Annotated in this window: 21 protein-coding genes; 9 read left to right on the forward strand and 12 right to left on the reverse strand. The window is 75.4% G+C overall.

The window, feature by feature from the left end; translation table 11 throughout:
- Positions 1-112: 112 nt before the first annotated feature.
- On the reverse strand, positions 113-3,007 hold the full coding sequence (locus tag OUQ99_RS07385) for a glycosyl hydrolase (protein ID WP_267948682.1): 2,895 nt from the start codon (positions 3,005-3,007) through the stop codon (positions 113-115).
- Between the two features lie 295 nt (positions 3,008-3,302).
- Here OUQ99_RS07385 and OUQ99_RS07390 point away from each other — a divergent pair, with 295 nt between their 5' ends.
- Entirely contained in the window at positions 3,303-5,468 is a 2,166-nt protein-coding gene (locus OUQ99_RS07390) for a RecQ family ATP-dependent DNA helicase (RefSeq protein ID WP_267948683.1), read from the forward strand.
- 104 nt (positions 5,469-5,572) lie between these two features.
- Here OUQ99_RS07390 and OUQ99_RS07395 read toward each other — a convergent pair whose 3' ends face one another.
- The gene (locus OUQ99_RS07395; RefSeq protein ID WP_267950288.1) at positions 5,573-6,508 is read right to left on the reverse strand and encodes a carbohydrate kinase family protein; all 936 of its coding nucleotides are present in this window, start codon (positions 6,506-6,508) and stop codon (positions 5,573-5,575) included.
- Between the two features lie 320 nt (positions 6,509-6,828).
- Between OUQ99_RS07395 and OUQ99_RS07400 the strand changes: the two genes are divergently transcribed.
- The 4 genes from OUQ99_RS07400 to OUQ99_RS07415 all read left to right on the forward strand — a co-directional run bounded on the left by OUQ99_RS07400 (position 6,829) and on the right by OUQ99_RS07415 (position 12,157).
- Positions 6,829-9,549 (forward strand): GNAT family N-acetyltransferase, encoded by a 2,721-nt coding sequence (locus OUQ99_RS07400; RefSeq protein WP_267948684.1) that lies wholly within the window; start codon positions 6,829-6,831, stop codon positions 9,547-9,549.
- A gap of 86 nt (positions 9,550-9,635) precedes the next feature.
- Positions 9,636-10,211: a DUF5998 family protein gene (locus tag OUQ99_RS07405; protein ID WP_267950289.1), complete on the forward strand. Its 576-nt coding sequence runs from the start codon at positions 9,636-9,638 to the stop codon at positions 10,209-10,211.
- Positions 10,212-10,566: 355 nt separating this feature from the next.
- Positions 10,567-11,388 carry an enoyl-CoA hydratase-related protein gene (locus OUQ99_RS07410; protein ID WP_267948685.1) on the forward strand — a complete coding sequence of 274 codons (822 nt, stop codon included), beginning with the start codon at positions 10,567-10,569 and terminating at the stop codon, positions 11,386-11,388.
- A gap of 115 nt (positions 11,389-11,503) precedes the next feature.
- The gene (locus OUQ99_RS07415) at positions 11,504-12,157 is read left to right on the forward strand and encodes an MBL fold metallo-hydrolase (RefSeq protein WP_267948686.1); all 654 of its coding nucleotides are present in this window, start codon (positions 11,504-11,506) and stop codon (positions 12,155-12,157) included.
- A gap of 61 nt (positions 12,158-12,218) precedes the next feature.
- On the opposite strand, the gene OUQ99_RS07420 is transcribed toward OUQ99_RS07415, so the two are convergent.
- The 3 genes from OUQ99_RS07420 to OUQ99_RS07430 all read right to left on the reverse strand — a co-directional run bounded on the left by OUQ99_RS07420 (position 12,219) and on the right by OUQ99_RS07430 (position 15,669).
- Positions 12,219-14,390: a CHAT domain-containing protein gene (locus OUQ99_RS07420; protein ID WP_346660236.1), complete on the reverse strand. Its 2,172-nt coding sequence runs from the start codon at positions 14,388-14,390 to the stop codon at positions 12,219-12,221.
- Positions 14,391-14,626: 236 nt separating this feature from the next.
- Entirely contained in the window at positions 14,627-15,061 is a 435-nt protein-coding gene (locus OUQ99_RS07425) for a hypothetical protein (RefSeq protein ID WP_267948687.1), read from the reverse strand.
- The gene (locus OUQ99_RS07430) at positions 15,058-15,669 is read right to left on the reverse strand and encodes an RNA polymerase sigma factor (protein ID WP_267948688.1); all 612 of its coding nucleotides are present in this window, start codon (positions 15,667-15,669) and stop codon (positions 15,058-15,060) included. Before OUQ99_RS07430 ends, OUQ99_RS07425 begins: the two co-directional genes overlap by 4 nt.
- Positions 15,670-16,129: 460 nt before the next feature.
- Here OUQ99_RS07430 and OUQ99_RS07435 point away from each other — a divergent pair, with 460 nt between their 5' ends.
- Entirely contained in the window at positions 16,130-16,624 is a 495-nt protein-coding gene (locus tag OUQ99_RS07435) for a DUF3145 domain-containing protein (protein ID WP_267948689.1), read from the forward strand.
- A gap of 99 nt (positions 16,625-16,723) precedes the next feature.
- On the opposite strand, the gene OUQ99_RS07440 is transcribed toward OUQ99_RS07435, so the two are convergent.
- From OUQ99_RS07440 to OUQ99_RS07455, 4 genes are all read right to left on the reverse strand, one after another.
- Positions 16,724-17,194 carry a DUF1707 SHOCT-like domain-containing protein gene (locus tag OUQ99_RS07440; protein WP_267948690.1) on the reverse strand — a complete coding sequence of 157 codons (471 nt, stop codon included), beginning with the start codon at positions 17,192-17,194 and terminating at the stop codon, positions 16,724-16,726.
- 114 nt (positions 17,195-17,308) lie between these two features.
- A complete protein-coding gene (locus OUQ99_RS07445) occupies positions 17,309-18,115 on the reverse strand; it encodes an inositol monophosphatase family protein (protein ID WP_267948691.1) in 807 nt (268 codons plus the stop codon).
- A complete protein-coding gene (locus OUQ99_RS07450; RefSeq protein WP_267948692.1) occupies positions 18,112-19,221 on the reverse strand; it encodes an ATP-grasp domain-containing protein in 1,110 nt (369 codons plus the stop codon). The genes OUQ99_RS07445 and OUQ99_RS07450 overlap by 4 nt, the downstream gene beginning before the upstream one ends.
- A gap of 224 nt (positions 19,222-19,445) precedes the next feature.
- Positions 19,446-19,976: a YbhB/YbcL family Raf kinase inhibitor-like protein gene (locus OUQ99_RS07455; RefSeq protein ID WP_267948693.1), complete on the reverse strand. Its 531-nt coding sequence runs from the start codon at positions 19,974-19,976 to the stop codon at positions 19,446-19,448.
- 285 nt (positions 19,977-20,261) lie between these two features.
- Here OUQ99_RS07455 and OUQ99_RS07460 point away from each other — a divergent pair, with 285 nt between their 5' ends.
- Positions 20,262-21,227 (forward strand): LLM class F420-dependent oxidoreductase, encoded by a 966-nt coding sequence (locus tag OUQ99_RS07460; protein ID WP_267948694.1) that lies wholly within the window; start codon positions 20,262-20,264, stop codon positions 21,225-21,227.
- A 27-nt stretch (positions 21,228-21,254) separates the two neighbouring features.
- Here OUQ99_RS07460 and OUQ99_RS07465 read toward each other — a convergent pair whose 3' ends face one another.
- Positions 21,255-22,478: a PucR family transcriptional regulator gene (locus tag OUQ99_RS07465; RefSeq protein ID WP_267948695.1), complete on the reverse strand. Its 1,224-nt coding sequence runs from the start codon at positions 22,476-22,478 to the stop codon at positions 21,255-21,257.
- A 455-nt stretch (positions 22,479-22,933) separates the two neighbouring features.
- Between OUQ99_RS07465 and OUQ99_RS07470 the strand changes: the two genes are divergently transcribed.
- Positions 22,934-23,434, forward strand: a complete 501-nt coding sequence (locus tag OUQ99_RS07470) for a hypothetical protein (protein WP_267948696.1) — start codon at positions 22,934-22,936, stop codon at positions 23,432-23,434.
- Positions 23,435-23,610: 176 nt separating this feature from the next.
- Here OUQ99_RS07470 and OUQ99_RS07475 read toward each other — a convergent pair whose 3' ends face one another.
- Positions 23,611-24,510 (reverse strand): SRPBCC family protein, encoded by a 900-nt coding sequence (locus OUQ99_RS07475; RefSeq protein WP_267948697.1) that lies wholly within the window; start codon positions 24,508-24,510, stop codon positions 23,611-23,613.
- Between the two features lie 216 nt (positions 24,511-24,726).
- Positions 24,727-25,431: an IclR family transcriptional regulator gene (locus tag OUQ99_RS07480; protein ID WP_267948698.1), complete on the reverse strand. Its 705-nt coding sequence runs from the start codon at positions 25,429-25,431 to the stop codon at positions 24,727-24,729.
- A 118-nt stretch (positions 25,432-25,549) separates the two neighbouring features.
- On the opposite strand from OUQ99_RS07480, the gene OUQ99_RS07485 reads away from it, so the two are divergent.
- Positions 25,550-25,963: a nuclear transport factor 2 family protein gene (locus OUQ99_RS07485; RefSeq protein ID WP_267948699.1), complete on the forward strand. Its 414-nt coding sequence runs from the start codon at positions 25,550-25,552 to the stop codon at positions 25,961-25,963.
- Positions 25,964-26,017 lie beyond the last annotated feature (54 nt).

The following is a 26,017-nucleotide window of genomic DNA, read 5'->3' on the forward strand; positions in this document are numbered from 1 at the left end:
CTCTTCCCCGGAGGGGGACCTGGCCGACGGGGGTTGGTTCGGGCGCCCGGGCGCGGGCCGGGGCGGGGCCCGGAAGAGCAGGCTCTGACCGCCGGTCAGAGCCTGCCCGCCGTCAGTCGCTGAAGGGGATCGTGACCGAGGCACCGTCGTCCGGGCCGACCAGGATCCGTGAGCTGTCGCTTCCCAGGGCGCTCCACAGTTCGACGCGGACCGAGCCGTCGACCATGTCGCCGAGGGCGCCGTCGCTGTCGGCCGCGCCTCCTCCCTGCGTGTACTCCTCCCAGCCGGACCGGTCGTTGGTGGCGAAGTAGCGGTAGGTCTCCGTCCGGTCGTCGGTGCCGTCGCCGTCCAGGTCGTAGACCACGCGGACCTGGACCGCGTTGGCGATCGCGTTTCCGGAGTCCACCGGCAGGGAGAACGCGGTGGCGTCGCCGTTGTGGGAACCGGTCAGGCCGTCGACCCGCAGGACCACCCGGTCCTCCGGCGGCAGGCCGTCCTGGTTGCGCCCTCTGGCGGAGGCCACGGTGATCTCGTCGGCGGACCCGTGCGGGGTTCCGGAGAGAGCAGAGGGGGTCAGGTGGAGGTCTCCGTCACCGACGTTGCCCTCCCCGGGGTCGCCCGGGTCACCGGGGTCTCCGGGGTCGCCCCCGCCGCCCTCACCCCTGGTGGAGGCCAGGGAACCGGGCTCCACGCTCAGTTCGACGCCGTCGGAGAACGTGACCGTCACCGGGTCGGTGCCCGGGTTGAAGGCGGTGTGGGTGCGGGTCCCGCCGTCGTCGAACACCGCGTAGTGGGCGGTGTCGGCGGTGACGGAGGCGTCTACGGTGCCGACCTCGGCGAGGGTGGAGACCCACTGGTAGGTGTGCGGCTTGGAGCCGCCCGCCTCCGGTTCGTAGGTCTGCCACTGCTCCTCGAACATGCGCAGGGCGTCGTCGCCGTCGGAGAGGGCGCGGTGCGCCCAGTGGATGTCCCTCCAGATCTCCGGCTCGCGGCCCAGGCGGTCCACGAGCGACCGGTAGACGGCGCCGGCGTGTTCGGGGTCGTGCCCGAGGTACAGCGAACCGGCGGTGATGGGCAGGTAGTTGATGCCGTAGTGCTCCTCGTCGCCGCCGTCCCACCAGATGCGGTAGTCGCCGCCGTCGCCCCACACCATGCCGACGACGTCGTGCTCGTAGTCCTCCGGGAACGTCCCGCCGCCCTGGTCCTGCCAGTAGCGGGGGATCGCGGAGGCCTGGGTGGTGTGCAGGTACACGCCGAGGTCGCGGACCTCCTCGTCGCCGGCCAGGGAGCCGAACAGGGCGGTGGCGGCGGCGAAGTGCATGCCCTCGGAGGAGGACTCCTGGTTGTTGCCCGCCGCGAACCCGGCGTGCCCGGACGCCCAGCCGTGCCCGGCGTAGGGAGAGAAGGAGCGCAGGCGCGGGAATATCGGGTCGTCGGGGTCGGTGGCGGCGACGTCGCGGATCAGGAGACGGATCATCCCGCCCCAGGCGTCCTCGGCTGCCCAGGCGCGGTCGTAGCGGGCGACGACGGCGGCGGCCGAGACGAAGTAGCCGTAGTGGAAGTCGTGGTCGTTGAGCTCCTGGGCGGCCCCGAAGCTGTCGGGGTAGCCGAGCATGGTCCCCCACTCGGCGTTGTAGTGGAACTGGCGCGTGCCGCCGGCCGTCAGCCAGTCCTCCAGGCGCCCCCTGACCAGGTCGAGGAGCTCGTCGCGGGCCTCGGTGTGGCCGATGGAGTCGGCGATGGGGACGAGCTGCGCGAGACGGCCCATGGCCTTGCCGTCCCAGTAGGTGTCGCCGGGCTCGGGGAAGAGCTCCTCCCCGGCGAGCACCTCGTCGATGAGCTGCCGCATGCGGTCGTGGTCGGCGCCGTCGACCGTGGGCAGGCTGGGCAGGACGCCGTTGGTGGTCAGCTCCGTGGTGAAGCTGCCGCCTTCTGCGATGCGCATCTCGCCGCGCGGGGACGTGTAGGACAGGCCGGTCACGTCGGTGACGGCGTTGTCCCACTGGTGGGGGTAGAGCGCCATGAGGGTGCCGGTGCGGTCGCCCTCGACCGCCTCGGTCTCCACCCGGTAGGTGCTGGTCAGGGTGGCCCCGGCCTCGTCGTAGTCGTAGTCGACCACGGAGCCGGTGACGACGGAGTGGGCGTAGGGGGCGAAGGCGTCCAGGTCCCCGGGGGAGGGGAGGACGGCGACGGAGTAGTGGCCGCCGTCGCCGGTGGCGGCGGTGAAGGTGTCGCCCGACCGGGTCCAGGGGGAACCCGACGGCGCGAACAGCGCGTAGTGGCGGCCGCCGACGCTCGCGCCGACGACGGAGCCGTCCTCGTGCCAGACGTCGGGTGCGCTGCTGAAGCTCACCTCGGCGTCGCCGCCGCTGGTCTCGGCGTAGGCGAAGGGCAGGCCCTGCCCGATGGTGACGCGGAGGGTGGGGCCTCCGCCCGCCCACTCGGCGGTGACCGTCCAGTCGCCGCTGTCGGCGACCCGGGTGTCGGGGGAGTCGAGGCCGACCGCGCCCAGGGAGAGGTCGGGGACGTGGGGGAACTCGTACTTGAGGCCGTCGGCCACGAGCCGGGGGGTGTCGGGGTAGCCCATCTCCAGGCCGCCCTCGTGGGGGTGGTAGCTGGCGGGGTGGGCGAAGAGGTTCTCGCCGTGGGGGTTCTCCGGATAGCGCTGGAAGATGAGGGAGGACCACCACTCGTTGGTGGGGGCCGCGCCCTCGTAGTCGTCGGTGACCTTGGGGGAGGCCGGTGCGCCGCTGAGGTCGGAGGGGCCGGAGGCCCCGGCCGGGAGGGTGTCGGTGTAGCTGCCGGACCCCACGGGGACGGCTGCGGCGCCCGTGGCCGCCGCGGTGGTCGCGGGGACGGGCCCGGTGAGCGCCGGGAGGGCGGCGCCGGTGAGGAGGAGGGCGGCGCCGGCCGCCAGGAGCGCGGGCCGGGCGGGCCCTCCCCGTCGTCGGGCCGGGGCCTCGGGGGAGGCGTGTCGGGGGCCGGTCCGGCCCCGTGGTCGGTGCATGTCCGTGTCCTTCCGCCGTGCGTGTCGCGAGAAGTCGGGAGCGCTCCCAGACGCGAGCGCCCCAGACGTGAGCCCTGGCGTCGAGTGTTCAGATACCGGTTCGGGAGTGCAATGCCGGGAAGACGGATAGTTTCCGTTTCGTTACTCGGTGTGTTCTGCGGCTCTCCCCGGACGCGGTTCCCCTCGGGACCGGGTGCGGCGGGGCGTCCCGGCGCCGCGCCGGAGCGGAGGTCCTCGCGCGTTCGTCCTGTGGACGACCCCTCCGATGTCCCCCGGCTCTGGTACCAAGGAGGACATGGCCACACCCACCGCTGACACCACCGTCCCCGCCGACGCCTCCGGCGGCGCGCTCCGCGAGCAGGCCGAGGCGCACCTCCGGGCACTGGCCGGGGACTCCGCACGGCTGCGCGAGGACCAGTGGACCGCCATCCGCGCCCTGGTCGCCGAACACCGCAGGGCACTCGTCGTCCAGCGCACCGGCTGGGGCAAGTCGGCGGTGTACTTCGTCGCCACCGCCCTGCGCCGGGCGGAGGGTGCGGGCCCGACCGTCATCGTCTCGCCGCTCCTGGCCCTGATGCGCAACCAGATCTCGGCCGCGGAACGGGCCGGCATCCGGGCCCGGACCATCAACAGCTCCAACACCACCGCGTGGGAGGCGACCTACGCCGACGTCGCCGCGGGCGAGGTCGACGTCCTGCTGGTCAGCCCCGAGCGGCTCAACAACCCGGAGTTCCGCGACCGGGTCCTGCCGGAGCTCGCCGCGGGCGCGGGCCTGGTCGTCATCGACGAGGCCCACTGCGTCTCCGACTGGGGCCACGACTTCCGCCCCGACTACCGGCGCATCCGGTCCCTGCTGCACGACCTGCCGGACGGGGTGCCCGTCCTGGCCACCACGGCCACGGCGAACGAGCGGGTCACCCGCGACGTCGCCGAGCAGCTCCAGGCGGGCGGCGAGCGCCAGGACACCCTGGTGCTGCGCGGCTCGCTGGAGAGGGAGAGCCTGCGGCTGGCCGTGGCGCGGCTGCCCGACCCCACGGCCAGGCTCAGCTGGCTCGCGGAGCACCTCCCCAAGATCCACGGATCGGGGATCGTGTACACGCTGACCGTCAGCGCCGCCCAGGAGACCGCCCGCTTCCTCCGCGAGCAGGGGCTGGAGGTGCGCGCCTACACCGGGCAGACCGACCCCGACGAGCGCCGGGAGGCCGAGGACGACCTCCTCGCCAACCGGGTCAAGGCGCTGGTGGCCACCAGCGCGCTCGGCATGGGCTTCGACAAGCCCGACCTGGGGTTCGTCGTGCACCTCGGTGCGCCGCAGTCCCCGATCTCCTACTACCAGCAGGTCGGCCGCGCCGGACGCGGCGTGGAGCGCGCCGAGGTGGTCCTGCTGCCCGGCCGCGAGGACACCCAGATCTGGGAGTACTTCGCGGGGCTGTCGTTCCCGCCGGAGCAGACCGTGCGCCAGACCCTGGACGTGCTCGCGGCGGAGGGCCGGCCCCTGTCCGTGGCCGCGCTGGAGACCCGGGTGGACCTGCGCCGCACCCGGCTGGAGCAGATGCTGAAGGTGCTGGACGTGGACGGCGCGGTCCGCCGGGTCCGCGGCGGGTGGGAGGCCACCGGCCGGCCGTGGAGCTACGACGCGGAGCGGTACGCGGCCGTCACCGAGGCGCGTGAGCGGGAGCAGCGCGCCATGCTCGACTACATCGACCTCGACACCTGCCGCATGGAGTTCCTGCGCCGCCAGCTGGACGACCCCGAGAGCGTCGCCTGCGGGCGCTGCGACGTGTGCACCGGCGAGTACTGGAACACCGACGTGGACCCCGGGCGCCGTGAGGCCGCGGCGGAGCACCTCGACCGGCCGGGCACGCCCATCGCCCCGAGGCGGCAGTGGCCGTCCGGCATGGACACCCTGGGCGTGGGGCTGACCGGGAAGATCAAGGACGACCTCCGCGCGGGCGAGGGGCGGGCCCTGGGCCGCCTCACCGACATCGGGTGGGGCAACGAGCTGAGGCGCGTGCTCGCGGACGACGCGCCGGACGCCCCGGTGGACGAGCGGATGCTCCAGGGCGTCGTACGGGTCCTCGCCACGTGGGGCTGGGAGCGCCGGCCGGTCGGCGTCGTCGTGATGCCGTCCCGCACACGGCCCGCCCTGATCAACGACCTCGCCTCCCGCCTGTCCCGGCTGGGGAGGCTGACCCCGATCGGGGCGCTGGAGTACGGAGGGGCCGTGGAGCAGAGGAAGCACAACAGCGCCATGCGCCTGGCCCAGGTGTACGCGTCCCTGCGCGTCGGCGACGAGCTGCGCGAGCGGCTGGCGGCGGTCCAGGCCGAGACGCCCGGACCGGTCCTGCTGGTGGACGACTACACCGACACCGGCTGGAGCCTGACCGTGGGCGCCGCCCTGCTCAGGAGCGCGGGCGCCCCCGAGGTGCTGCCGCTGACCCTGGCCACCACCGGGGGCTGAGCGCCGCCGCGGCGGGGTGCGGGCCCGCCGCCCCTCCCGACGCGGACCGGCGGGTGTGCCGCGGCAGCGCCGCGGCACACCCGCCGGAACGGAGGCGTGCGGGGTCAGCGGATGCGCTGGCCGCGGGGGGCGCCGCGCCGGACGGGCTGGCCCTCCCCCAGGTCGGGTCGGGCGCCCGGCTGGTGCAGGGCCCGCGCGGCCAGGCGGTGGGCGCGGCCCAACGCCTCCTTGGGATGGCGGCCGGCGAGCCACGCCGGGAGGAACCCCGCGATGAAGGCGTCGCCGGCCCCCACGGAACCGGGGGAGGGCTCCACCGGCTCGGCGGGAGCGGTCACGCAGTCGTCACGGGTCTTGGACGCCCACAGTCCGCCGCCCTGGCCCAGCTTGAGCACCACGTTGGGGAACCAGGCGGTCAGCACCTTCGCCGCGGCCTCGGGGTCCTCCCGGCCGGTCAGCACCCTGGCCTGGTCGACGTTGGCGAACAGCAGCCGCGCGCCCTGGGTCCAGTCCAGGAAGTTCTCGGCGCCCGCGCGCTCCAGCGGCGCGTGCGAGCCGCCGTCGACCGAGATCGACATCCCGCTCTCGCGGGCCATCCGCAGCGCCACCCGGGCCGCGCGCCGGGAGTCGGCGTTGATCAGGGTGTACCCCGACACGTGCAGGTGCCCGTCGGGGCCGAACACGTCGCGGGGGAGGTCCTCGGGCTGGAGGCGGGCGTTGGCGCCGGGGTCGCTCAGCATCGTGCGGTCGCCCCGGTGGGTGATCATCACCACGCAGGTCCCCGTGGGCCGCTCCGGGTCCATCACCATGCGCGAGTCCAGACCGTAGCCCATGAGCTCCATCTCACGGGTCCGGCCGGTGATGTCGGAGCCGCGGCGGCCGACGAAGGTGGTGTCGGTACCCTCCACGGCCAGCCACGAGGCGATGTTCGCCCCGGAGCCCCCGCCATACATGATCACGGACGCCGGAGTGTCGCTGCCGCGGGCCAACGGGTGGAACGCGCGCGCGACGGCGTCGGTCATCAGGTCACCGATCACGACCACTCGTGTCATTTCGCCAGCCACCACCGAGGGTTATAAGAATCCGTGCTCGCACGACGTTAACAGGTGAACCGTCAGCGGCGTGTAACGAACTGAACGCGCCCCGGCCACACGTCGGCGGAAGGGCGCCGATCGCCGCTGTGGAGGGCGTCGCCGCGCCCCGGGAGCCCCCCGCGATGAGCATTGCGTCACGTGGGGCCGGTAGCCCGCACGGGCCGACCGGGGGCCGGGGAGGGCGTACCGTGCGGACGCCCCGGGGCGTTTTCGCGGTGCCCGCATGGACTTTCCCCGGATTCGACCGATTGTCGTCTAGTCTCGCAGTCGTGCAGTCCTACCCGAATCACTGGGAAGCCGACGTCGTCCTGACCGACGGAGGCACCGCGCACCTGCGCCCCATCACCCCTGAAGACGCCGACCTGCTGCGCGAGTTCCACGCACGCCTCTCCCCGGAGACGATCTACTACCGGTTCTTCGCGCCCTACCCCAAGCTCTCCGACCGCGATGTGAAACGGTTCACGACGGTCGACTACGAGGACCGCGTGGCCCTGGTCGCCACCATCTCCGACTCCCTGGTCTCCGTGGTGCGCTACGACAAGGTCGCGCCCGAGGAGGCCGAGGTCGCCTTCGTCGTGGAGGACGGCCACCAGGGCCGCGGCCTGGCGTCGGTGCTGTTGGAGCACATCGGCGCGGCCGCGCGCGAACGGGGGGTGCGCCGCTTCATCGCCGACGTGCTGCCCGAGAACCGGCGGATGATCAACGTCTTCCGCGAAGCCGGGTACACCGCCCAGCAGACCTTCGACGAGGGGGTCATCCGCCTCACGCTGGACCTCCAGCCCACGGACGACTCCACCGAGGTCATGCGGGCCCGCGAGCAGCGCGCGGAGTCGCGCTCCATCGCCCGGCTCCTCTTCCCCGACTCGGTCGCCGTCATCGGCGCGAGCCGGACCGCCCACACCATCGGCCAGACGGCCCTGCGCAACCTCCTCGGAGGCGAGTTCCAGGGGCCCGTCTACCCGGTGCACCCCGAGGCCAAGGCCGTCGTGGGCGTGCGCGCCTACCCCTCGGTCCTGGACATCCCCGACCAGGTGGACCTCGCCGTCGTGGCGGTCCGCGCCGACATGGTCGTCGACGTCGTCGAGCAGTGCGCGGACAAGGGCGTGCTCGGGCTGGTCGTGGTCAGCTCCGGGTTCGGCGAGACCGGACCGGAGGGCCGCGCGCGCCAGGACGAGCTGGTGCGCACCGCCCGCGCCGCCGGCATGCGCGTCGTCGGCCCCAACTGCCTGGGCATCGCCAACAGCGACCCCCGGGTGTCGCTCAACGCGACGCTGTCGCCCGACCTGCCCCCGGTGGGCTCGATCGGCTTCTTCTCCCAGTCCGGCGCCCTGGGACGGGCCATCCTCCAGCGGGTGGCCGAGCGCGGGATGGGCCTGTCCACGTTCGTCTCCGCGGGCAACCGCGCCGACGTGTCCGGCAACGACCTCATGCAGTACTGGCAGGAGGACCCCGCCACCGAGGTCGTCCTGCAGTACCTGGAGTCGCTCGGCAACCCGCGCAAGTTCACACGCCTGGCCCGGCGCCTCGCCAAACAGAAGCCCGTCGTGGCGGTGCGCAGCGGCGGTTCCGCGCAGACCACCCCCACCGGCCACGCGGCGGGAGGGCTCGCCCTGCCCGACTACGCCGTCACCTCGCTGTTCCAGCAGGCCGGGGTGGTCCGGGTCGACGACATCACGCAGATGTTCGACGCCGCCCAGGTGTTCGCCTACCAGCCCCTGCCCAAGGGGCCGCGGGTGGGCGTCATCGGCAACTCCGACTCCCTGGAGCTGCTGGTCAAGGACGCCGCGATGCGTCAGGGCCTCAAGCCCCACGACCCGGTCAACCTCGGCCCCCAGGCCACCGCCGAGGACTTCGACCTCGCGCTGGAGACGGCCCTGGCGGCCGACGACGTGCACTCGGTCGTGGTCGTGTTCATCCCCGCGCTCCACCCCATCTCCGACGACGTCGCGCGGGTCCTCAGAGCGCGCTCGCTCAACTCCGACAAGCCCATCGTGGCCACATACCTGGGGCGCCAGGGGCTCCCCGAGGAGCTGCGCCACGTCGGCGACAGGGGCGAGACCCTGCGCGGATCGGTTCCCTCCTACCCCTCGCCCGAGGACGCGGTCCGCGCCCTGGCCTACGCGACCCGCTACACGCAGTGGCGCAACCGCAAGCCGGGACGCCACCCCGAGCTGCCCGACATCGACGGTGCCCGTGCCCGCGCGACGCTGGTCCGCGCGCTCAGGAACGCCAAGCCGTCCGCGGACGACGTCGCCTGGTTCGGCGGGGAGCGCCGCTACGACGAGGAGACGGCGATCTCCGGCGAGGACGCCCGCGACCTGCTGTCCTGCTACGGCATCACCGCCTACCCGGACATCCCGGTGTCCTCGGCGGAGGGCGCCGTGGTCGCCGCCGGGCACCTCGGCTACCCGGTGGTCGTCAAGGCCGACTCGCCCGACCTGCGGGTCCGTGCGGGGGGCGCGTTCGTCCGGGCGGACCTGCGCACGCCGGAGGACGTGCGCAGCGCCTTCCTGTCGCTGTACGACCGGTTCGGCGCCGAGGCGGGGCTCGTCGTCCAGCGCATGGCCGCGCCCGGCGTGCCCACGGTGATCCGCGCGGGGGACAACCAGTCCTTCGGGTCGGTGGTCTCGTTCGGCCTGGCCGACGTGACCGCCGAGCTCCTGGACGACCGGGCGTTCCGCCTGGCGCCCCTCACCGACATGGACGCCGCCGACCTCATCCACGCGGTGCGTGCGGCGCCCCTGCTGTTCGGCCTCCCCGCGGGCGCGACCTCGCTCGCGGAGCAGCCCGACGTGGAGGCGCTGGAGGAACTCCTCATCCGGGTGTCGCGCCTGGTGGAGGCATTTCCCGAGATCGGCTACGTGGACCTGGACCCTGTCCTCGTCAACGCCACCGGAGCCCACGTGCTGGGCGCGCGCATGTGGCTGCGGGAGGCGCCCGAGGTACGGCCCGACGCGGGGCCGCGGAGGCTGCGCGGGGTGACGTTCTGATCAGGGGGTGGTCCGCCCGCTTCTCGGCCCGGTCGCGAAGTGTCACGGGAAAGGGGCAGGATAGGGGTATGAGGAAAACACGTGCCGTGTCCACGGACTGGCGACTGGAGATCGAACGCAGCGGGTACTACCCCGCGCTGGTGATCGACGCCGTCGCCCAGGCCCTGGGCGGCGAGAGCGCCGAGGCGTTCATCGTGCACCACGAGGCGACCTTCGACCCGGCGATGGAGATGCGGCGGCACATCACCGTGATGCTGCTGACCGCGACCCGGCTCGTGGTGTGCCACACGGACGAGCACCCGCCGAACGAGACGGAGGGCACCTCGCACGCGTCCACCACGACGGACAGCATCCAGATGGGCAACATCCAGTCGGTCGCCCTGACCAGGGTGGTGCCCAACCCGGCCCAGTACACCCCGGGCAGCCTGCCGAGCGAACTGGTGCTCAGCGTCAACCTGTCGGTCAACTGGGGCGCCGTCGCCAACATCGACCTCGAACCGGCCGCCTGCGCCGACGAGACGTGCGAGCTCGACCACGGCTACACCGGCGCGATCACGGCGGAGCCCCTCACACTGCGGGTGAGCGAGGCCGCCGACGGCGCTGCGGCGGTCTCCGCGATGATGCACTTCGCCGAGGCCCTGTCCACGGCCACCACGCGCTGACCCGCAGGGCGGGACGGGCCGTCCTCCCGGGGGCGCGGACCGGCCCGGTCCGCGCCCCCGGGAGTGCGTGCGGGGCCGGGGGCGCCGGTCGGCGACGGCGCAGGGCCGGCTCCGCCGGTTCGTGTAACACTCCCGCGTCGGGGTGTGACGGGGACTTAACGAACCGGGCGTGACGAAGCGTGGTGCCTCGGCGATCGGTCCGTCTAAGGTGGAGGCGGATTCGCGCATACCGCCACAAGCGAGACGCGACCGGTCACGAACCGCCTGCGTACGCGCGCCGGGTCCGACAGGTCCGCGCGCGGTTCACCCCCTCTCCGCGCACGCGGGGATGGACACGGAGAAAGGCCAGCCTGCGATGACGCAGCACCCGTCCCCGATGCCCCCGGACGACGCCCCCCTGGTGCGCCTGTCCGTCGACCGCGCCATCGCCACGGTCACCCTCGACTCCCCCGGCAACCGCAACGCGCTCTCCGCGCGGCTGCGCTCCGAACTGTCCGCGGCCCTCGCCGAGGCGGTGGCCGACGACGGGGTGCGGGGGATCGTGCTCACCGGCACGGGCCCCGTGTTCTGCGCGGGGGCCGACCTGAAGGAGGTCGCGGCGGCGCTCCAGGGAGCCCCGACCGAACCGGCCCCCGAACTCCCCGAGATCTTCGAGCAGGTCATGGGCGCCCCCAAACCGGTGATCGCCGTCCTCAACGGCGCAGCCCGCGCCGGGGGGATCGGGCTGGTGGCCGCCGCCGACATCGCGCTCGCCCCCAAGAGCGCCACCTTCGCCTTCACGGAGGTGCGGATCGGCGTGGTCCCCGCCGTCATCTCCGTGCCGGTGTCCGCGCGCATGCACTCGCGCCAGCTGAGCCGCTACTTCCTCACCGGCGAGCTGTTCGACGCCTCGGCCGCGGCCAAGGCGGGCCTGCTCACCCAGGCCGTCCCCGACCGCGACATGGCCCACGCCGTGGACGCGGTCCTCCAGGGGCTGAGGGGGGCGGCCCCGCGCGCGCTGTCCCGCACCAAGGAGCTCCTGGGGGAGCTCGGCTCGGGAGCGCTGGCCGCACCCGAACGGCGCAAGGAGGCGTTCACGCGGATGGGCGAGCTGTCCGCCGAGTTCTTCTCCGGGGAGGACGCCGCCGAGGGGCGGGCGGCCTTCTTCGAGAAGCGCGCCCCCCGGTGGGCGCGGTAGCGGATGCCCGGGACGGGGGCGGACCCCGGCCGTGAGGCGGGGCGTCCGGACCGCCGGCCGTCCGGCATGCGCGGGCCGGGTGCGCCCGCTCCCCCCGGCAGGCCACAATGGTCGGGTGAGCTACTCCGGAGATACGAGGGTCGGCGGCCCCGCCGACCTGCGACGACTGACCAACCTGACGATCAGCAAACTCACCGTCGGCCCGATGGACAACAACGCCTACCTGCTGCGTTGCCACTCCACCGGTGAGGCGGTACTCATCGACGCCGCCGCGGAGCCGGACCGGATCCTGGACATGGTCGGCGAGGGCGGACTCGCGCGGGTGATCACCACCCACCGCCACCAGGACCACTGGACGGCCCTCGCGGAGGTGGTCGGCCAGACCGGGGCCCGGACGGTGGCCCATCCCGACGACGGGGAGGAGCTCCCGGTGTCGGTGGACGAGCCCGTCGTCCACGGGACCCGGGTCCCGGTCGGCGAGAGCTCCCTCACCGTCATCCACCTCCGCGGGCACACGCCCGGGTCGGTCGCCCTGCGCTACGACGACCCGGACGGCCGCACCCACCTCTTCACGGGCGACTCGCTCTTCCCGGGCGGCGTCGGCCGCACGTGGTCGGACGAGGACTTCCGCACCCTCTTCGGGGACGTGGAGGAGCGCGTGTTCGGAGCGCTCGCCGACGACACCTGGGTCTACCCCGGGCACGGCGCCGACACCACCCTGGGCGCCGAGCGGCCCCACCTCGGGGAGTGGCGCGAACGCGGCTGGTGAGGGCGCCCCCGCGGCGGAGCGGCGGCCGTCGGCCCCGGGGCGCACTGCCCCGCGGCGCGGCTCAGGCGCCGAAGCAGCAGAAGCCTGCCCGCCCGAGGTGGACGGCCACCGCCTCGGGCGCGGGCACGCCGCCGACCAGGGCGCGGTGGAAGCGGCGCATGGCCTCGCCGGTCCCGGAGTCGCCCACGGGGACGGGGCTGGCCACGACGGTGCGGGCCCCGGCGGCCAGGAGGACGCCGGCGAACCCCAGCGGAGCGCCCGTCCGTCCCGCGAAGTCCCTGCCGCTCCAGCAGGTGGACAGGACCACGGTGTCCGGCACACGCGGGAGGGCCGACAGGTCGCAGGCGAGCATCGGACCGTCGGAGAGGCCGACGGAGGCCAGCATGGGCGAGCGGTCGGGTACGCGCCCGTGCCCGGCCACGTGCGCCAGGTCGGCCCGCCCGATCCCGGCCAGCACCTCCCCGCGCCTGGCCCGGTCGCCGGCGAGCACCCGCGCCCCCGGGTAGAGGTCCGCCAGCCGGGAGACCTCGCGGACGGCTCCGCCGGGTTCGGGAGCGGCCACCAGGAGGACGCGCCCGGGGCGGGGAGCGCCCGGACCGGGCTCCCGTCGGCGGTCCAGCCAGAAGCGGGCGGTGGGCACCAGGTTCACGGGGCGTCCGCGCAGCGCCGGCAGCATGCCCCAGGGCGGGTCGCCCAGGAAGGGGTCGCTGGCCACGACCAGCGGCCGGTCCCCGATCAGCGGCAGGGCGGGGCCGAGCAGGGCCCGGGTGGCGAGGGCGGCCGCCTCGCGCGCCGTCGCGCCGGGCGGGCGGCCGGGGACGAGGAGCGGGTGGACGAACCGGGAGAGGGCCCGCGCCACCCGGGGGAGCGGGCCCAGGACGCGTGCGTGTACGCGCCCGGCCACCGCGACGAGCACCACCGCGTCCCCCGCGGCCCTGGTGTACCGCAGGAACGCCCTGTCCCCGAGCCGCTCCAGGAGGGGGCCGGTGACGGGGCGCGGACGGTCGGCGCGCTCCGGGGAGTCCGGATGCGGTGCGGGGGCGGTACGGGGCGGTCGGCTCCGCCGCCGGTTCCCGGCCTGCCGGGGGAACGGGGCGTCGCCGGGCTCTCCCGCGGCCCGGGCCGCGTGGTGGGCCCGCCAGCGTTCCGACTCCCAGAGGCGGGCCGCCGCGTCCGCGTCCCGGTCGTGGACCAGTGCCTCGCGGTACCCGTCCGCCAGCGCGGCCGTCCCGGGGGCGTGCGCCAGGGGACCGGGCACGCGCGGCACGGCCCAGGTGCGGGCCAGCTCGGCCCATTCCACGGCGGCGGACGCGTCCCCGGCGGCCAGGGCGCTCTCCAGCCCCGCCCGCACGACGTGCGGGTCCTCGACCGGCCCGTCCGACCGGGGCGCGGCAGGCCCGCCCGCCCGGGCCGGCGACGCCGGCGCCCCGTGCCGGGCGGTCGGCGCGCCCCGCGCGGTGACGGCCAGCGGGACCCTCGCCGCCAGGGCGTTCTCGGCCCGCTCGACGGGTGACAGCGGGCGGTGGCGGGCCTCGCGCAGGGCCCTGTGCTCCAGGCGGGCGGCCAGCCGGTGCCAGAGCGATCCCCTGCCGAAACCGCGGCGGACGCGGCGGGCCAGCTCCGCCGCGCGGCGGTGGTCGCCCCGCAGGAGCCACAGCTTGGCCTCCACCAGCAGCGTGCTCGCCGATGACGACCCCCCGCCCGCCCAGGGGCCGTCCGCGAGGACCTCCGCGGCCTCCTCCACCAGCCCCTCGGCCAGCAGCGCCTCCGCGAGGTCCACGTGCAGGGCCTCCCTCCGGGAGGAGGGCAGGTGCGGGGCGAGCGCGTGGAACGCCGCGATGGCCGCGGAGGCGTCGCCCCGGTAGAGGCTGAGGCAGCCCAGGTTCTGGCCGGCCACCATGCCCAGCAGGGGCAGCCCCCGCTCCTCGGTGAGGGAGAGGGCTTCGCGCAACTGGTCCTCGGCCCGGTCGAAGCGGCCGCACAGGATCTGCGCCAGGCCCAGGTTGACGAGGAGCCCGGGAACCACCTGGGCCGCCTCGGACACGGGATGGCCGTCCAGGCGCAGGCGGGTGTCGGTGAGGAGGTCCACGGTCTCCTCGAACCTGCCGTCCTGGGCGAGCCGGACCCCGTGGGTGACCCGGGAGAGGAGGGAGCCTCCGGAGCGCGACACGCGGTCGCCGGGCCGGAGCGCGGGAGGGGAGGCGGAGGGGGACGTCGGTGGACCGAGGGACACGACCGGCTGCCTTTCGCCGAGGGGCGGGCCGGAACCAGTGATAGCAGGGTCGGAGTCCGCGGGGGAACGGTGTCCGCGCCGCTGTGGACGAACCGGGGGGAGCGAAAACGGACGAAGCGGTGCGGGTGCGGACGAAGGGGAGCGGGTTCGCGCGCGTCCCCAATCCGGGTTCGGAGCGTCCTGTTCCGGGTGGTCGGCTCCGGTCCGTCGTCACGGTGGTCGGCCCCGGCCCGTCGTCACACGGTGAACCAGGCGGTGACCACCGGAGGGCGCCCCGTCCTGAGCAGGGACAGGCTGATCGGCCCCCGTGGCAGCCCGTCCAGGGAGAACCGGCCGTCCTCGCCCACCGTCGGGCTGGCGGTGGCGCCGGGGCGGCGCACGCGCAGGACGGCGTGCTCGAAGTCCCCGGTGACGAGTCCGGACAGCGAGCGCGTGCGCCCGTGCGCCCGGACCTGGAGGTCCACGGCCACGCCCCCGTGCTCGAACCGCAGCGCGGCGGTCACGGCGCCGTCCTCCGAGCGTGCCGCCTCGGTGGCCGGGACCGTGTCCGCGCGGGTCCGTGCCAGGTCCGCCGCGTCGTCCGAGCGGTCGAAGGCCGCCAGGGCGGCGGCCCTCCCGTCCTCCGCGTGCGGGGGCCGGGAGGCGGGGCCGGTGTCGGGACGGTTCCTCACGTGGGTTCCTCCAGGAGGCGGCGGAGTCTGCGGTACACGCGGCGCCGCTGGTTCGAGGCAGCCCGGGGGTTCGCGGGGCCGTCGCCCCCCTCCGGGCGCGCGGTCCGGCCGGCGGGGCCGGGCGGGTCGGCGAGGTAGGCGAGGGCGGCGCGCCGCTCGGCCGGGTCGGTGAGGCTGCGGATCGCGCGGTGGAGTTCCTCGTCGCGCTCCCCGCGCAGGTACTCCGTCTCGGGGTCCGGCGCCCCGGCGAGCGGGAGGGCCGCCAGGTCGTGGGGGTCCACGGCGCGGTCGAGGGACCCGGTGCGCCGCTGGCGGGCGCAGGTCCGGTGGGCGACCCGGCGCAGCCAGGCGCGGAGCCGCCCGGGGTGGCGCAGGCGGGGCAGGTGCTGGTTGAGGGTGAGCCACACCGTCTGCACGGCGTCCTCGCGGTCGGGGCCGGAGAGCCGGTAGGAGCGGGCGATGGCGTTCACCACCGGCAGGTGGCGGTCCACGATCCCCTCCCAGGCGAGGTGGTCGCCGCGCAGCGCGCGCCGCACCAGGTCGGCGTCCTCCGCCGACCCGTCCGGGGGCTCGCCCGAGGCGCCCCGCGGGGACCGGTCGGCCGTCACGTGCGGGGGCCGTCCTCCTCCGGTACGGGCGGCGGGCCCGTCGGCGGGCCCGTCGGCGGGGCCGGTGGGCGCGCGGTCCGGGAGGAGGGGGCCGGTGCCGGGCGGTTCGGCGCGGGCGGGAGCGGGGCCGGTTCTGGCCGAAACCGACAACAGGAGGGGGGCTTCCTCCCCCGAAGGGGTCGAAAGTACGGTTTGAGGAGATGCCTGGGTGCCACGGATGTCCTCGTGCGACTGGTCTGACAAACCCGCCCCCACTATGATCGGACTCCCTGCTCGTCCGTGGCCCACGCTAATCCCTGGGGTCGCGGTCCGGGAGGGGAACGCTGGAAAATACCAGCTGGTGAGCTGGTTCTCAGGGTGCCCTTGGGGCACAATGGGGCAAAAGTATTCAGGCGGGTATGCAACCTTCTCGTGGTACGAGGGCGTCGGGGAAGCGCACTCGTTCGTATCAGGAGGTTCGGTGTCCGCACGTGGCGTCTTGTACGTCCACTCCGCGCCGGCGGCGCTGTGCCCACATGTCGAGTGGGCGGTCGCGGGCGTCGTTGGAGTACCCGTGAAACTCGACTGGGTCGCCCAACCGGCGGCCCCCGGCAACCACCGGGCCGAGCTCAACTGGCAGGGGAAGCCGGGGACCGCGGGCGCAGTGGCCTCGGCGCTGAACGAATGGCAGCGCCTGCGCTTCGAGGTGACCGAGGAGGGGTCGCCCGGGTGCGACGGCGTGCGCTACAGCTACACGCCGTCGCTCGGAATGTTCACCGCCGTCACCAGTGCCGCCGGCGAGGTCCTCGTGCCCGAGGGACGGCTGCGCCACGCCATGGAGCGTGCCGCCGCCGACGGGACCGACCTCGCGGCCGAGATCGAACTGCTCACCGGGCGCTCGTGGGACGAGGAGCTGGAGCCGTTCCGCTACGCGGGCGACGGCGCGCCCGTCCGCTGGCTCCACGCCGTGGGCTGACCCGGGACCGGGCCCGCCGCGCCGCGCCGCGTGCGCCGGGGCGGGTGCGGGCCCGTGCCCCCTCCGCGTCCCGGCGCGCGCCCGGACGCCGGAGCGGTCTCAGGGGGGTTCCTCCCCGCCGGGCCAGATGACCGAGGCCAGCAGGACGGCGGCCCAGATCCCCAGGGGCACCAGCGGCCAGTAGGGCACGAGTTCGCCGCCCATCAGGCTGACCGTCCCCCACACGCCGGTGAGGGTGACCGCCACCCCCGTCCACCAGCGCCACTCGTCCCCCCACTCCCGCCGGGACAGGGAGAGGACGGACAGGTCGCCCCCCGAGGGCGCCTCGCGGAACCGGGGATCGCGGCGCGGAGTCGCGCGGGGCGTCCCCGGACCGGGGTCGGGGAGGTCCTCCGTCAGCGGCCGCAGGTCGCCGACGAGCACCGCGGTGAGGGCCAGGCCCACCCGGCGGTCGTACTCCTCGTGGTCCAGGCGGCCCTCGACGAACGCGACGGTGAGGCGGTCGACCGCCTGGTCGCGCTCGGCGTCCGAGGCGCGTATCCGGTTCGGCGGCAGAGTTCGGCCTTCCACTTCCCACCCCCAGAGGCGCGAGTTGGTGACCACACGATACGCGCCACGACCGGCGGGGAAAAGGGATCCGCGCCACTCGTTGAGACGCCTTGCGGGGTCCTGTCGAACCGCAGGTCAGGAGGCCAGCCAGCGGGCGACGGCGCGGCAGGTGGAGGGGTCCGCGCCGCCGACCAGGCCGGTGTGCTCGTAGGGCCCCCGGTACCCGAAGGGGGAGCCGTCCAGACGGGTGACCAGACCGCCCACCTCCTCCAGGACGAGCGCGGGCGCGGCCACGTCCCAGTCGCGCACCGGCACGTCCTTCACGAACAGGTGCGCCGATCCGTCGGCGATCAGGCACAGCTTCAGGGAGATGCTCCCGCTCTCCAGGTACCCGCCGTAGCCGAAGTGCTCCCGGACCCGGCGGGCGATCCCCCGGGGCTCGGGGGTGTTGTCGGTGAGCACGCCCCGCCCGGGCGGGGCGGCTTCGAGCGGGGGGAGGGAGCGCCCGTCGCGGCGCGCGCCCTGCCCGCGCACGGCGGTGTACAGGGTCTCCGACTCCGGTGCGAACACCGCGGCGACCTCCGGCCGGCCCCCGATCACCAGCGCGGCCTGGGTGACGTACCCGGGGAACCCGTGCGCGTAGCTCGCCGTCCCGTCGACCGGGTCGATCAGCCAGTACCGGGGCGGCCGCTCCCGGCGCAGCGACGCGGGGTCCTCCTCGCTGACCACGGGGATGCGGCCGTCGATCGCGGCCAGGCGCTCCGACAGCGCCCGGTGGGCCAGGGCGTCGGCCCCGGCCTTGAACTGGTCCCCGTCCCAGACCCCGCCGCGCGCGGCCGGGTCGGAGCGCCAGGTGCGGAGCCGGTCGCCGACCGCCACGACCGCCTCGGCCATCGCCTCCGACAGGGGGTGGGAGGGGCTCGGGTACGGACCGGGGGTCATCGCGCACGCGCCGGGGCGACGGGGACGGCGGCCGGAGCCGGCCCCCCGGGCGGCTCCGGCGGTGCGGTGGTCCCCCGCGGTCCGGGGGCGCGCGTGCCAGCCGGGGCGGGGGAGAGGCCGTGCGAGGCGAAGCCGGCCTCGCTGATGAACTCGTCCGTCCACCGCCGCACCATCGCCACGCCCTCACGCCATTCGTCGGTGAGCCTGGGGCCGCCGGAGACGGCCTGCCGGAGCAGCCCGGCGATCTCGTCCACCCCGGCGGCCGCGGTCAGCGCCGCCGTCGAGGAGAAGCGCGGGTTGATCTCGAAGACCCTCGGGCGGCCCGCCCCGTCCAGGGCCAGCTGCACGTTGAAGGGTCCGTCGGCGTGCATCGCGGCCTGGACGGCCCGGCAGGTCCGGGCCACCTCGTGGTGGCGCCGCGTCACCGCGTACCTGGTGACCCCCTGCTTGAGGAGGACCTCCTTGGGCACGACGGCCTGGACGGCGCCGTCGCGCCACACCACCACCGAGACCGTGTACTCCGGTCCGGTGATCCGCTCCTGCACGATGAGCTCGTCGGCCGCGTAGCCGCTCTCGGCCACGGCCCGTGCCACGTCGCGGACCGACTCGACGACCGTCACCCCGCGGCTGCCGCGCCCTCTGCGCGGTTTGACGACGAGGCCGTCCGGGGCGGCGGGCTCCGGCGCGCAGGGCCGCTCCGAGGCGAGCCAGGTGCGGGGGGTCCCGATGCCGGCGCGCTCCAGCTCCCGCATGAGGACGTACTTGTCCAGGCAGGCGGCGACGAACTCCGGCCGGGGCAGGAGCACGGACAGGCCGTCCCCGGAGAGCTCGCCGGCCCGGATCAGCTCCTCGTCCACGAGCGGGACGATCGCGACGGCCCCCTCCTCGGCGCACAGGGCCCTCATCCGCGGCAGGAACGCCTCGCTGTCCCCGGGCGGGACCAGGTGGCCGCGGTCGGCGAGGTACAGGCCGGGAGCGGCGGGGTCGATGTCGGTGGCCACCACACGGAACCCCTGCTCCCGCAGGTGGAGGATGGTGCCGGGGGTGGGAGCGGACCCCGCTGTCGTGACGACGACGGTCGGTCTGCTCGGCGTCTGCTGTGGCACCGGTTGCACCCTTCCAAGCGTGTTCGGGAGGCGGGCCGGGGGACAGCCCGAGCCTAGACCGCGAGGCGCCGGGAAGCCCGTGATTGGCCGAATCCGGTTGCCGGGACAACCGGACGGGCGGGTTGCGCGTGTATCAGGAGCCCCCGGGAGGAAAGGGCCGGGGGCGGTCGGCGCCGTGTCGCGCCGACCGCCCCCTCGGGTTCACGCGGGATCCGTCCGCGGACCTACTCCTGCTCGTACACCGGTGTGACGAGGGCGCGGCCGATCGCGTGCGAGAACAGGTTGAAGCCGAGGAAGGCCGGGCTCGCCGACCCGTCCACGTCGAGGCGGGGGACGTCCACCGCGTGCACCGCGAAGAAGTAGCGGTGCGGTCCGTGCCCCGCGGGCGGAGCGGCGCCCACGTAGCGGTGGCCGCCGGCGTCGTTGCGCAGGGTGACGGCTCCCTCGGGGAGTCCGGAACCGTCACCGGCGCCCGTCGCCAGTTCCGTGACCCCGACGGGGATGTTCGCCACGGCCCAGTGCCAGAAGCCGCTGGCGGTGGGCGCGTCGGGGTCGAAGCAGGTGACGGCGAAGCTCCGCGTCCCCTCGGGGAAGCCGCTCCAGGCCAGGTGCGGCGAGGCGTCCTCGCCTCCGGCGCCCATGATCCCGCTGACCTGGGCGGTGGGCAGGGTCTGCCCGTCGGCGACGTCGTCGCTGGTCACGGTGAACGGCGCGACCTGGGGCAGGAAGTCGTAGGGGGAGGGTGGCGTGGCCACGGAAGGGGCCTCCTTCGTTCGTCTGGGTCGGCTGCCTCCGCCCGGCCGGGCGGGCCCGGAGGGCGGACTCTACGAACATACGCCCCGGCGGCCGTGCCCGCTGCGGGCCGCGGCCCCGTGTCGGCCGGCCCCGGAAGGGGGAGCCCGCCGGGGCGGGGGCCGCGCGGCCCGCCCCCGCGGATGGCGGGGAGGGGGCGCAGACAACAAACCGACCGGGCGGTACGGTGCTTGTCGACACGGGGGAACGCACCCGAGCCGGTCCCCGGACACCGACAGGGAGTCGCCATGACCACTCGCTGGGGCATCACCATCCCGCTGGAGGGCGTCCCGCTGCCCGACCAGCGCGCCGTCGTCGAGCAGATGCCGGACCTGGGCTACACCGACGTGTGGTCGGCCGAGGCCGCCGGCACCGACGCGTTCACCCCGCTGGCCCTGGCCAGCGTCTGGGCGCCCGCGCTGCGCCTCGGCACGGCGATCGTGCCCGCGTACACGCGCGGCCCCGCCACCCTGGCGATGAGCGCGGCGACCATGGCCGCGGCGGCGCCGGGCAGGTTCGCCCTGGGGATCGGCACCTCCTCCAACGTGATCGTGGAACGCTGGAACTCCATCCCGTTCGACGAGCCGTACAAGAAGGTGCGCGACACCGTGCGGTTCCTGCGGACCGCGCTCACCGGCCGGAAGGTCACGGCCGACTACGACACGTTCAGCGTCCGGGGCTTCACCCTCGGCGCGGTTCCCGAGCAGGCCCCGCCGCTGCTGGTGGCGGCCCTGCGGCCGGGCATGCTCAGGCTCGCGGGCCGCGAGGGCGACGGCGCCGTCGTCAACTGGCTCTCGGCCGAGGACGTGCGCACGGTCGCCCCGTACGTCCGCGGGGCCGGGGAGGACAAGGAGATCGTGGCCAGGATCTTCGTCGCCCCCGACACCGACCCGGACACCGCCCGCGGGATCGGCAGACGGGCCGTGGCCGCCTACCTCAACGTCCCCGTGTACCGGGCCTTCCACGAGTGGCTGGGGCGTGAGGAGCTGAACCCGATGTGGAGCAAGTGGGACGAGGGGGACCGCAAGGGAGCCCTGGCCGCGATCCCCGATTCGGTGGTGGACGAGCTGATCGTGCACGGTCCCGCCGAGTACTGCCGCGAGCGCGTGCGGGCCTACGCGGACAACGGTGTGACGACCCCGGTGCTGGCCCCGATCGGGCAGGCGTCCGCGGACCCGGCGGCCCTCGTGCGGGCCCTGGCCCCCGGGGACTGACCGGAGCGCCCGGGGCGGCGGAGGGCGCTACCCGCCGCCCTCCGCCAGGGGGCCGAGCAGGCCGCGCGCCCGCAGCACCAGCTCCAGCTCGAAGCGCTCGGCCGGGTCGCGCAGCCGCTCGCCGAACAGCTCCTCCAGCCGGCGCATCCGGTAGCGCACCGTCTGGGGGTGTATGCGCAGCCGGTCCGCCGCCTCGTTGGCGTTCAGCCCCGACTCCAGCCAGGCCAGCAGGGTGTCGGCCATGCGCTCGCGCTGCGGCGCGCGGAGCCCCGCCAGCGGGGCCAGCCGGGTCCGCGCCATCTCGCCCACCAGCGCCGGGTCGCGCGTCAGCAGCAGGGCGGGGAGGTGGTCGCTCCACCGCAGCACGCCCCCGCCGGTGACGAGCCCGGCCCTCACCAGCTCGGCGAGGTCGCGGGCACGCGCCAGAGACACGGGCACCCGGTCCAGGGGGACGCTCGGACCGAGCACCGCGTCGGCCCCGCGCAGCGAGCGCTCCAGCGACCGCAGCCTGCCGGGCCCCTCCGGATCGGGCACCAGCGCGCACGGCTCCGCCCGGTCCAGGTCGGCCAGCACGTCCGGGGGCAGGACGGCCGTCCGGCCGACCGGGCCGTCCCGGAGCAGCAGGGCCACGGCCACCCGCCCGGGGGCCCGCCACCGGGCGGCCCCGGCCAGCGCCGACACCGCGCGCGCGTCGTACTCCGTGCCCGTCTCGGCCAGCAGCGCCTCCAACAGGCGGACCCGGCGCCGGTGCAGGGCGTCCGCGCCGGCGCCGCGCACCCGGGCGTGCCCCTCGGCGGCGGCGCCCGAGACCTCCTCCTGGAACACGAAGATCGCCTCGCCCACCACGCCCATGTGCTCGCGGGTGAGGGCGTCCGCGGCGGCGAGCCTCCGCCACGCCACGGCGGCCGCCGCGCGCATCCCCGTGTGCAGGCACTCCAGGGTGCGCCCGTGCCGTGCCTCGGCGGCGCCCAGCGCCCGGAACTCCGAGGCCAGCGCGTCCGCGAGCGCGGGCGAGGGGCCGCCGACCTCCACCCGGTCCAGGAAGCCGTGCACACCGGCCGCGAGCGCCCGGCGCAGCCTCTCGGCGTCGGCGGGCCCCAGGGGGGCCGAGTGCTCACGCGACCTGCGCCGGAGGTCCTCCAGGGCCTCCTCGACGAGGGAGGGGACCTGTGCGCGCAGCCGCGCGCCGAGTTCCGGCGGGATCCGCGAGAACGGTTCCGTCCCGCGGCCCTCCCGCAGTGGCTGGGTCATGTCACCTCCGGCGCGGACGCGCGGCGGAGCCGCCCGTGGCACGCCCGCGCGTGCTCTGTGCGCCAGAAAGTACGGGTCTCGGCGGGACCCGACGCGGTGACGGGTACCACACGGTTCCATATCACCAGAGCCCGGACGCGCGGACAACCCCGCCCCCGCGGGGGCGGGCGCCGCCGGAGGCCGGCGGCGCCCGGTCCGGGGCCTTCCCCGTCCGCCCTCCGGGGGCCGTCCGCGTCGCGCGCCCTCCGCGCGTCCGCCCGGGGCGCGGGGCGCGGGGCGCCGGGGCCCGGACGGGCCCGTCGGCGGTGCGTCTTCGCGGGGGCGGGCGGGGCGGGAGGACCGCGCCCTGCCCGGAGGGCGCCGGGAACCCGGCGGTGCGCACCGGTGGTCACCGGACGGGTGGATGCGGTAACAATGGTGCGGACGCCCCGCCCGCCCCCTTCGGAAGGCCCCCCATGCGACGGCTGCTGCCCGCCCTGCCCCTGGCCCTGCTCCTCGCCGTGACGGCCTGCGCGGGAGGGGAGGAGCAGGAGGAGGCCGCCGGGCAGACGGAGGAGACGGACGCGGGGGCGGGAGGGGACGCGGCGCCGGACGCCGACACCGAGGCCGACGCCCTGCGCGCCGCCGGGGGGTTCGTCGCCTCGCTCCAGGCCGTCGACGGCGAGGCGGGCTGCGCCCTGATCGATCCCGCCGCCCAGAACGTGCTGGTCGAGGCGCACGGGGGCGCCGACTGCGCCGAGGCCTTCCCCGCCTACGCCGAGTCCCTCCCGGACGCGGAGGGGGCCGAGGTCGGGGACGCCGTGATGGGGACCGACCTGGACGGGGACACCCCGATCGCCACGGTCACCCTGGTCTTCCCGGGGGAGGACGACCCCGGAGTCCTGGAGATGCGCCAGGACTCCGACGACCAGTGGCTGGCCACCCGGCTGCCCGGCACGACCCTGGGCGGAGCCTGAGGAACGGTCCCGGGAGACGCGGGGCGCGGCCGGGCGCGGTGACCGTCCCGGGCCGCGGGGTCCCGCCCCGCCGCCGAAGGTCCGCCGGGCGCTCCCGGGAGCGGGGTTCCCGGACGGGCCGCAGGCCCGGACGGCCCCACCGCGGAACGGGGAGCCGGGGCCGCGGAGGCGCGGGCTCAGGTGAAGAGGACGTAGCCCAGGATCATCCCGCCCGCCACGACCACCACGGCCAGGAGCGGCCAGAGCCGGTCGGCGACGGCCCCCGCGGCGGAGGCCGCCGGGGCCGAGGGGGAGACATCCGCATGGTCGGGGAACTTCTGCGCACCGGTCACATCGCCTGTGATACCAGACACGATGGGTTCCGCGGAGTCCTCCCCGGCCCCGGAGGCAGCGGGGCGGGGGGTGGAGGCCCCGTGTTCTGCCTGGTCGGAGTGCTGTTCCTCCCCAGCGGAGGGCTCGGGGTTTTTTGTCGCTCTTTTTCTGGCCGCGTCCGGAAAGGCGTGGTCCGCCCGAAAGGTCTCCCGTGTTCCGGCGGCCCCGCCGGCCGCGCCCGTCCCGGCGTCCTCCCTGCTCCGGCCGGCCTCCGGCGGCTCCTCCGGCCCGGCCGCCTCCGTGCTCCCGGGCCCGGCGGGGGCGAAGCCGTACTTCGCCTCCAGGGCCGCGGCGAAGCGCGCCGCCAGTGAGGCCGACACGGCGCTGACCGTGCCGGCGTCCAGTTCGGCGAACCGGCCGGTGAGGACCAGGTCGGTGTCGACGCCGACGACCGTCCTCCCTGCCTCGGCCCGCAGCCGCGCGGTCACCGTCGCCGAGGCGCCTCCCGCGCCCCGGCTGGCCCGCCCGGACGCCTCGACCACCGCCCGGCGCGCCCCCTCGTCCAGCTCCGTGAAACGGGCGGTGCCGGAGTAGGCGGCCACGAGCGGGCCGACCTTCACCCGCACCGCACCGGAGTACAGGGGGCCGTCGACGCCGGTCAGTCTCACGCCGGGCACGCACGGGGCCACCGCCTCCACGTCGGTGAGCAGGCGCCACACGCGCCCGACCGGCGCGTTCACGGTGAACTCGGTGCTGATCCTCACGGGGCGGTCTCCACTCGGGCCCTGGGGGAGGGGTGGGCCCCGGCGGGCCGTGCCCGGGGTCCGTCGACAGGCCGGCGGACCCGTCCTCCGGAATCCGCCGACGCCGCCAGCGTACGCACCGCGCGGAGCCGGGGCGATCCGTCCGGGGCACGGGGGCGGACCCCTCCGCCGCGGCCGGCCCTCCGCACCGTCCCGGCACCGCCCCGGGGCCGGGGGTCAGGGCAGGTGCAGCATGCCGGCGATCAGCCGGGCCGCGTCGACCACGGCCTCGCCGAAGGGCGCCGGGTCGTCCAGTTCGAGCACCGAGATCCCGATGCTCGCCACGGGGGCGCCGCGGGGGCCGACCACCGGGGCGGAGACCCCCGTGACGGCGTTGGTCACCTCCGCGTGGGAGACCGCGTAGCCGCGGCGGCGCGCCAGGGAGACCTCCTCCCGCTCCCCCGGGCGCGGGGGCATGGCCGACAGCAGGGCCAGTCCGGCGGAGCCCTTGCCGAGGGGGTCGACCCGGCCGGTGCGGAAGGCGATGTGCGCCCTGGCGTGCCGCGGTTCGACGACCATGAGCGCGCGCGCCTCGTCCTCGCCCTCGGGCACCACCAGGTGCGCGGTGGCGCCCTGCGCCTCCGCGAGGTCGGCCAGGACCGGCCTCGCGACCTCCCGGAGGTCGACCTCGACGGACTCGGCGAGGGCGACCAGTCCGGGGCCGAGCGTGATCCGCTTGAAGGAGTCGCGCTTGCACAGCCGGTGCTCCTCCAGGGTGCGCACCAGCCGGTGGGCGACCGTGCGGTGCACACCGATCCCCTCGGCGACCTCGGTCACCGACAGCCCGTGCGGGCTGCGGCTGAGCAGTTCGAGCACCTCGATCCCGTTGTGCAGGGTCTTGGACGTCCGTGGGTCCGGCTGTGGGGCCGGTGTGGTGGGCATCGGGCTCCTCTCGCAGGGCGAACATACACCCCCGCCTCTTGACGTCGGTGACGTGGGACACATACGTTGACTTTTAATTGCACGCCTAGTGCGATTATCGCACGCCTTGGAGGGGCTCATGGACGGCACGCAGGTCACCGGCATCCACCAGCTCTACGCGCGCCAGTCCCACCTGATCGACTCCGGGAACGCCGGGGGGTGGGCGGACACCTTCACCCCCGACGGCGAGTTCCACTCCCCGACCTATCCGGCCCCCGTCGTGGGCCGGACGCCGCTCCGCGACTTCGCCCGGGACTTCGCCCGCGACGCCCGGGCCGGGGGAGAGGTGCACCGCCACGTGGTCACCAACGTGTACGTGGAGTCCCTGGACGCGGAGGAGGCACGGGTCAGCGCCTACCTCCAGGTCATGGCGACGCGTGTGGCCGGAGGCACCCGGGTGCTGCGCCTCACCGCGCTCCACGACCGGCTCGTCCGGCACGGGGACGACTGGCGCGTCGCGCGCCGCGACGTCCGGCGCGACGACACCGCCTGACCTGCCCCGGCCCCTCCCGCCGAGAGACCCCCGCACATCCACCGAAAGGCACGT

The organism is Streptomonospora nanhaiensis (assembly GCF_026642255.1).
GTDB classification, from domain to species: domain Bacteria; phylum Actinomycetota; class Actinomycetes; order Streptosporangiales; family Streptosporangiaceae; genus Nocardiopsis; species Nocardiopsis tropica.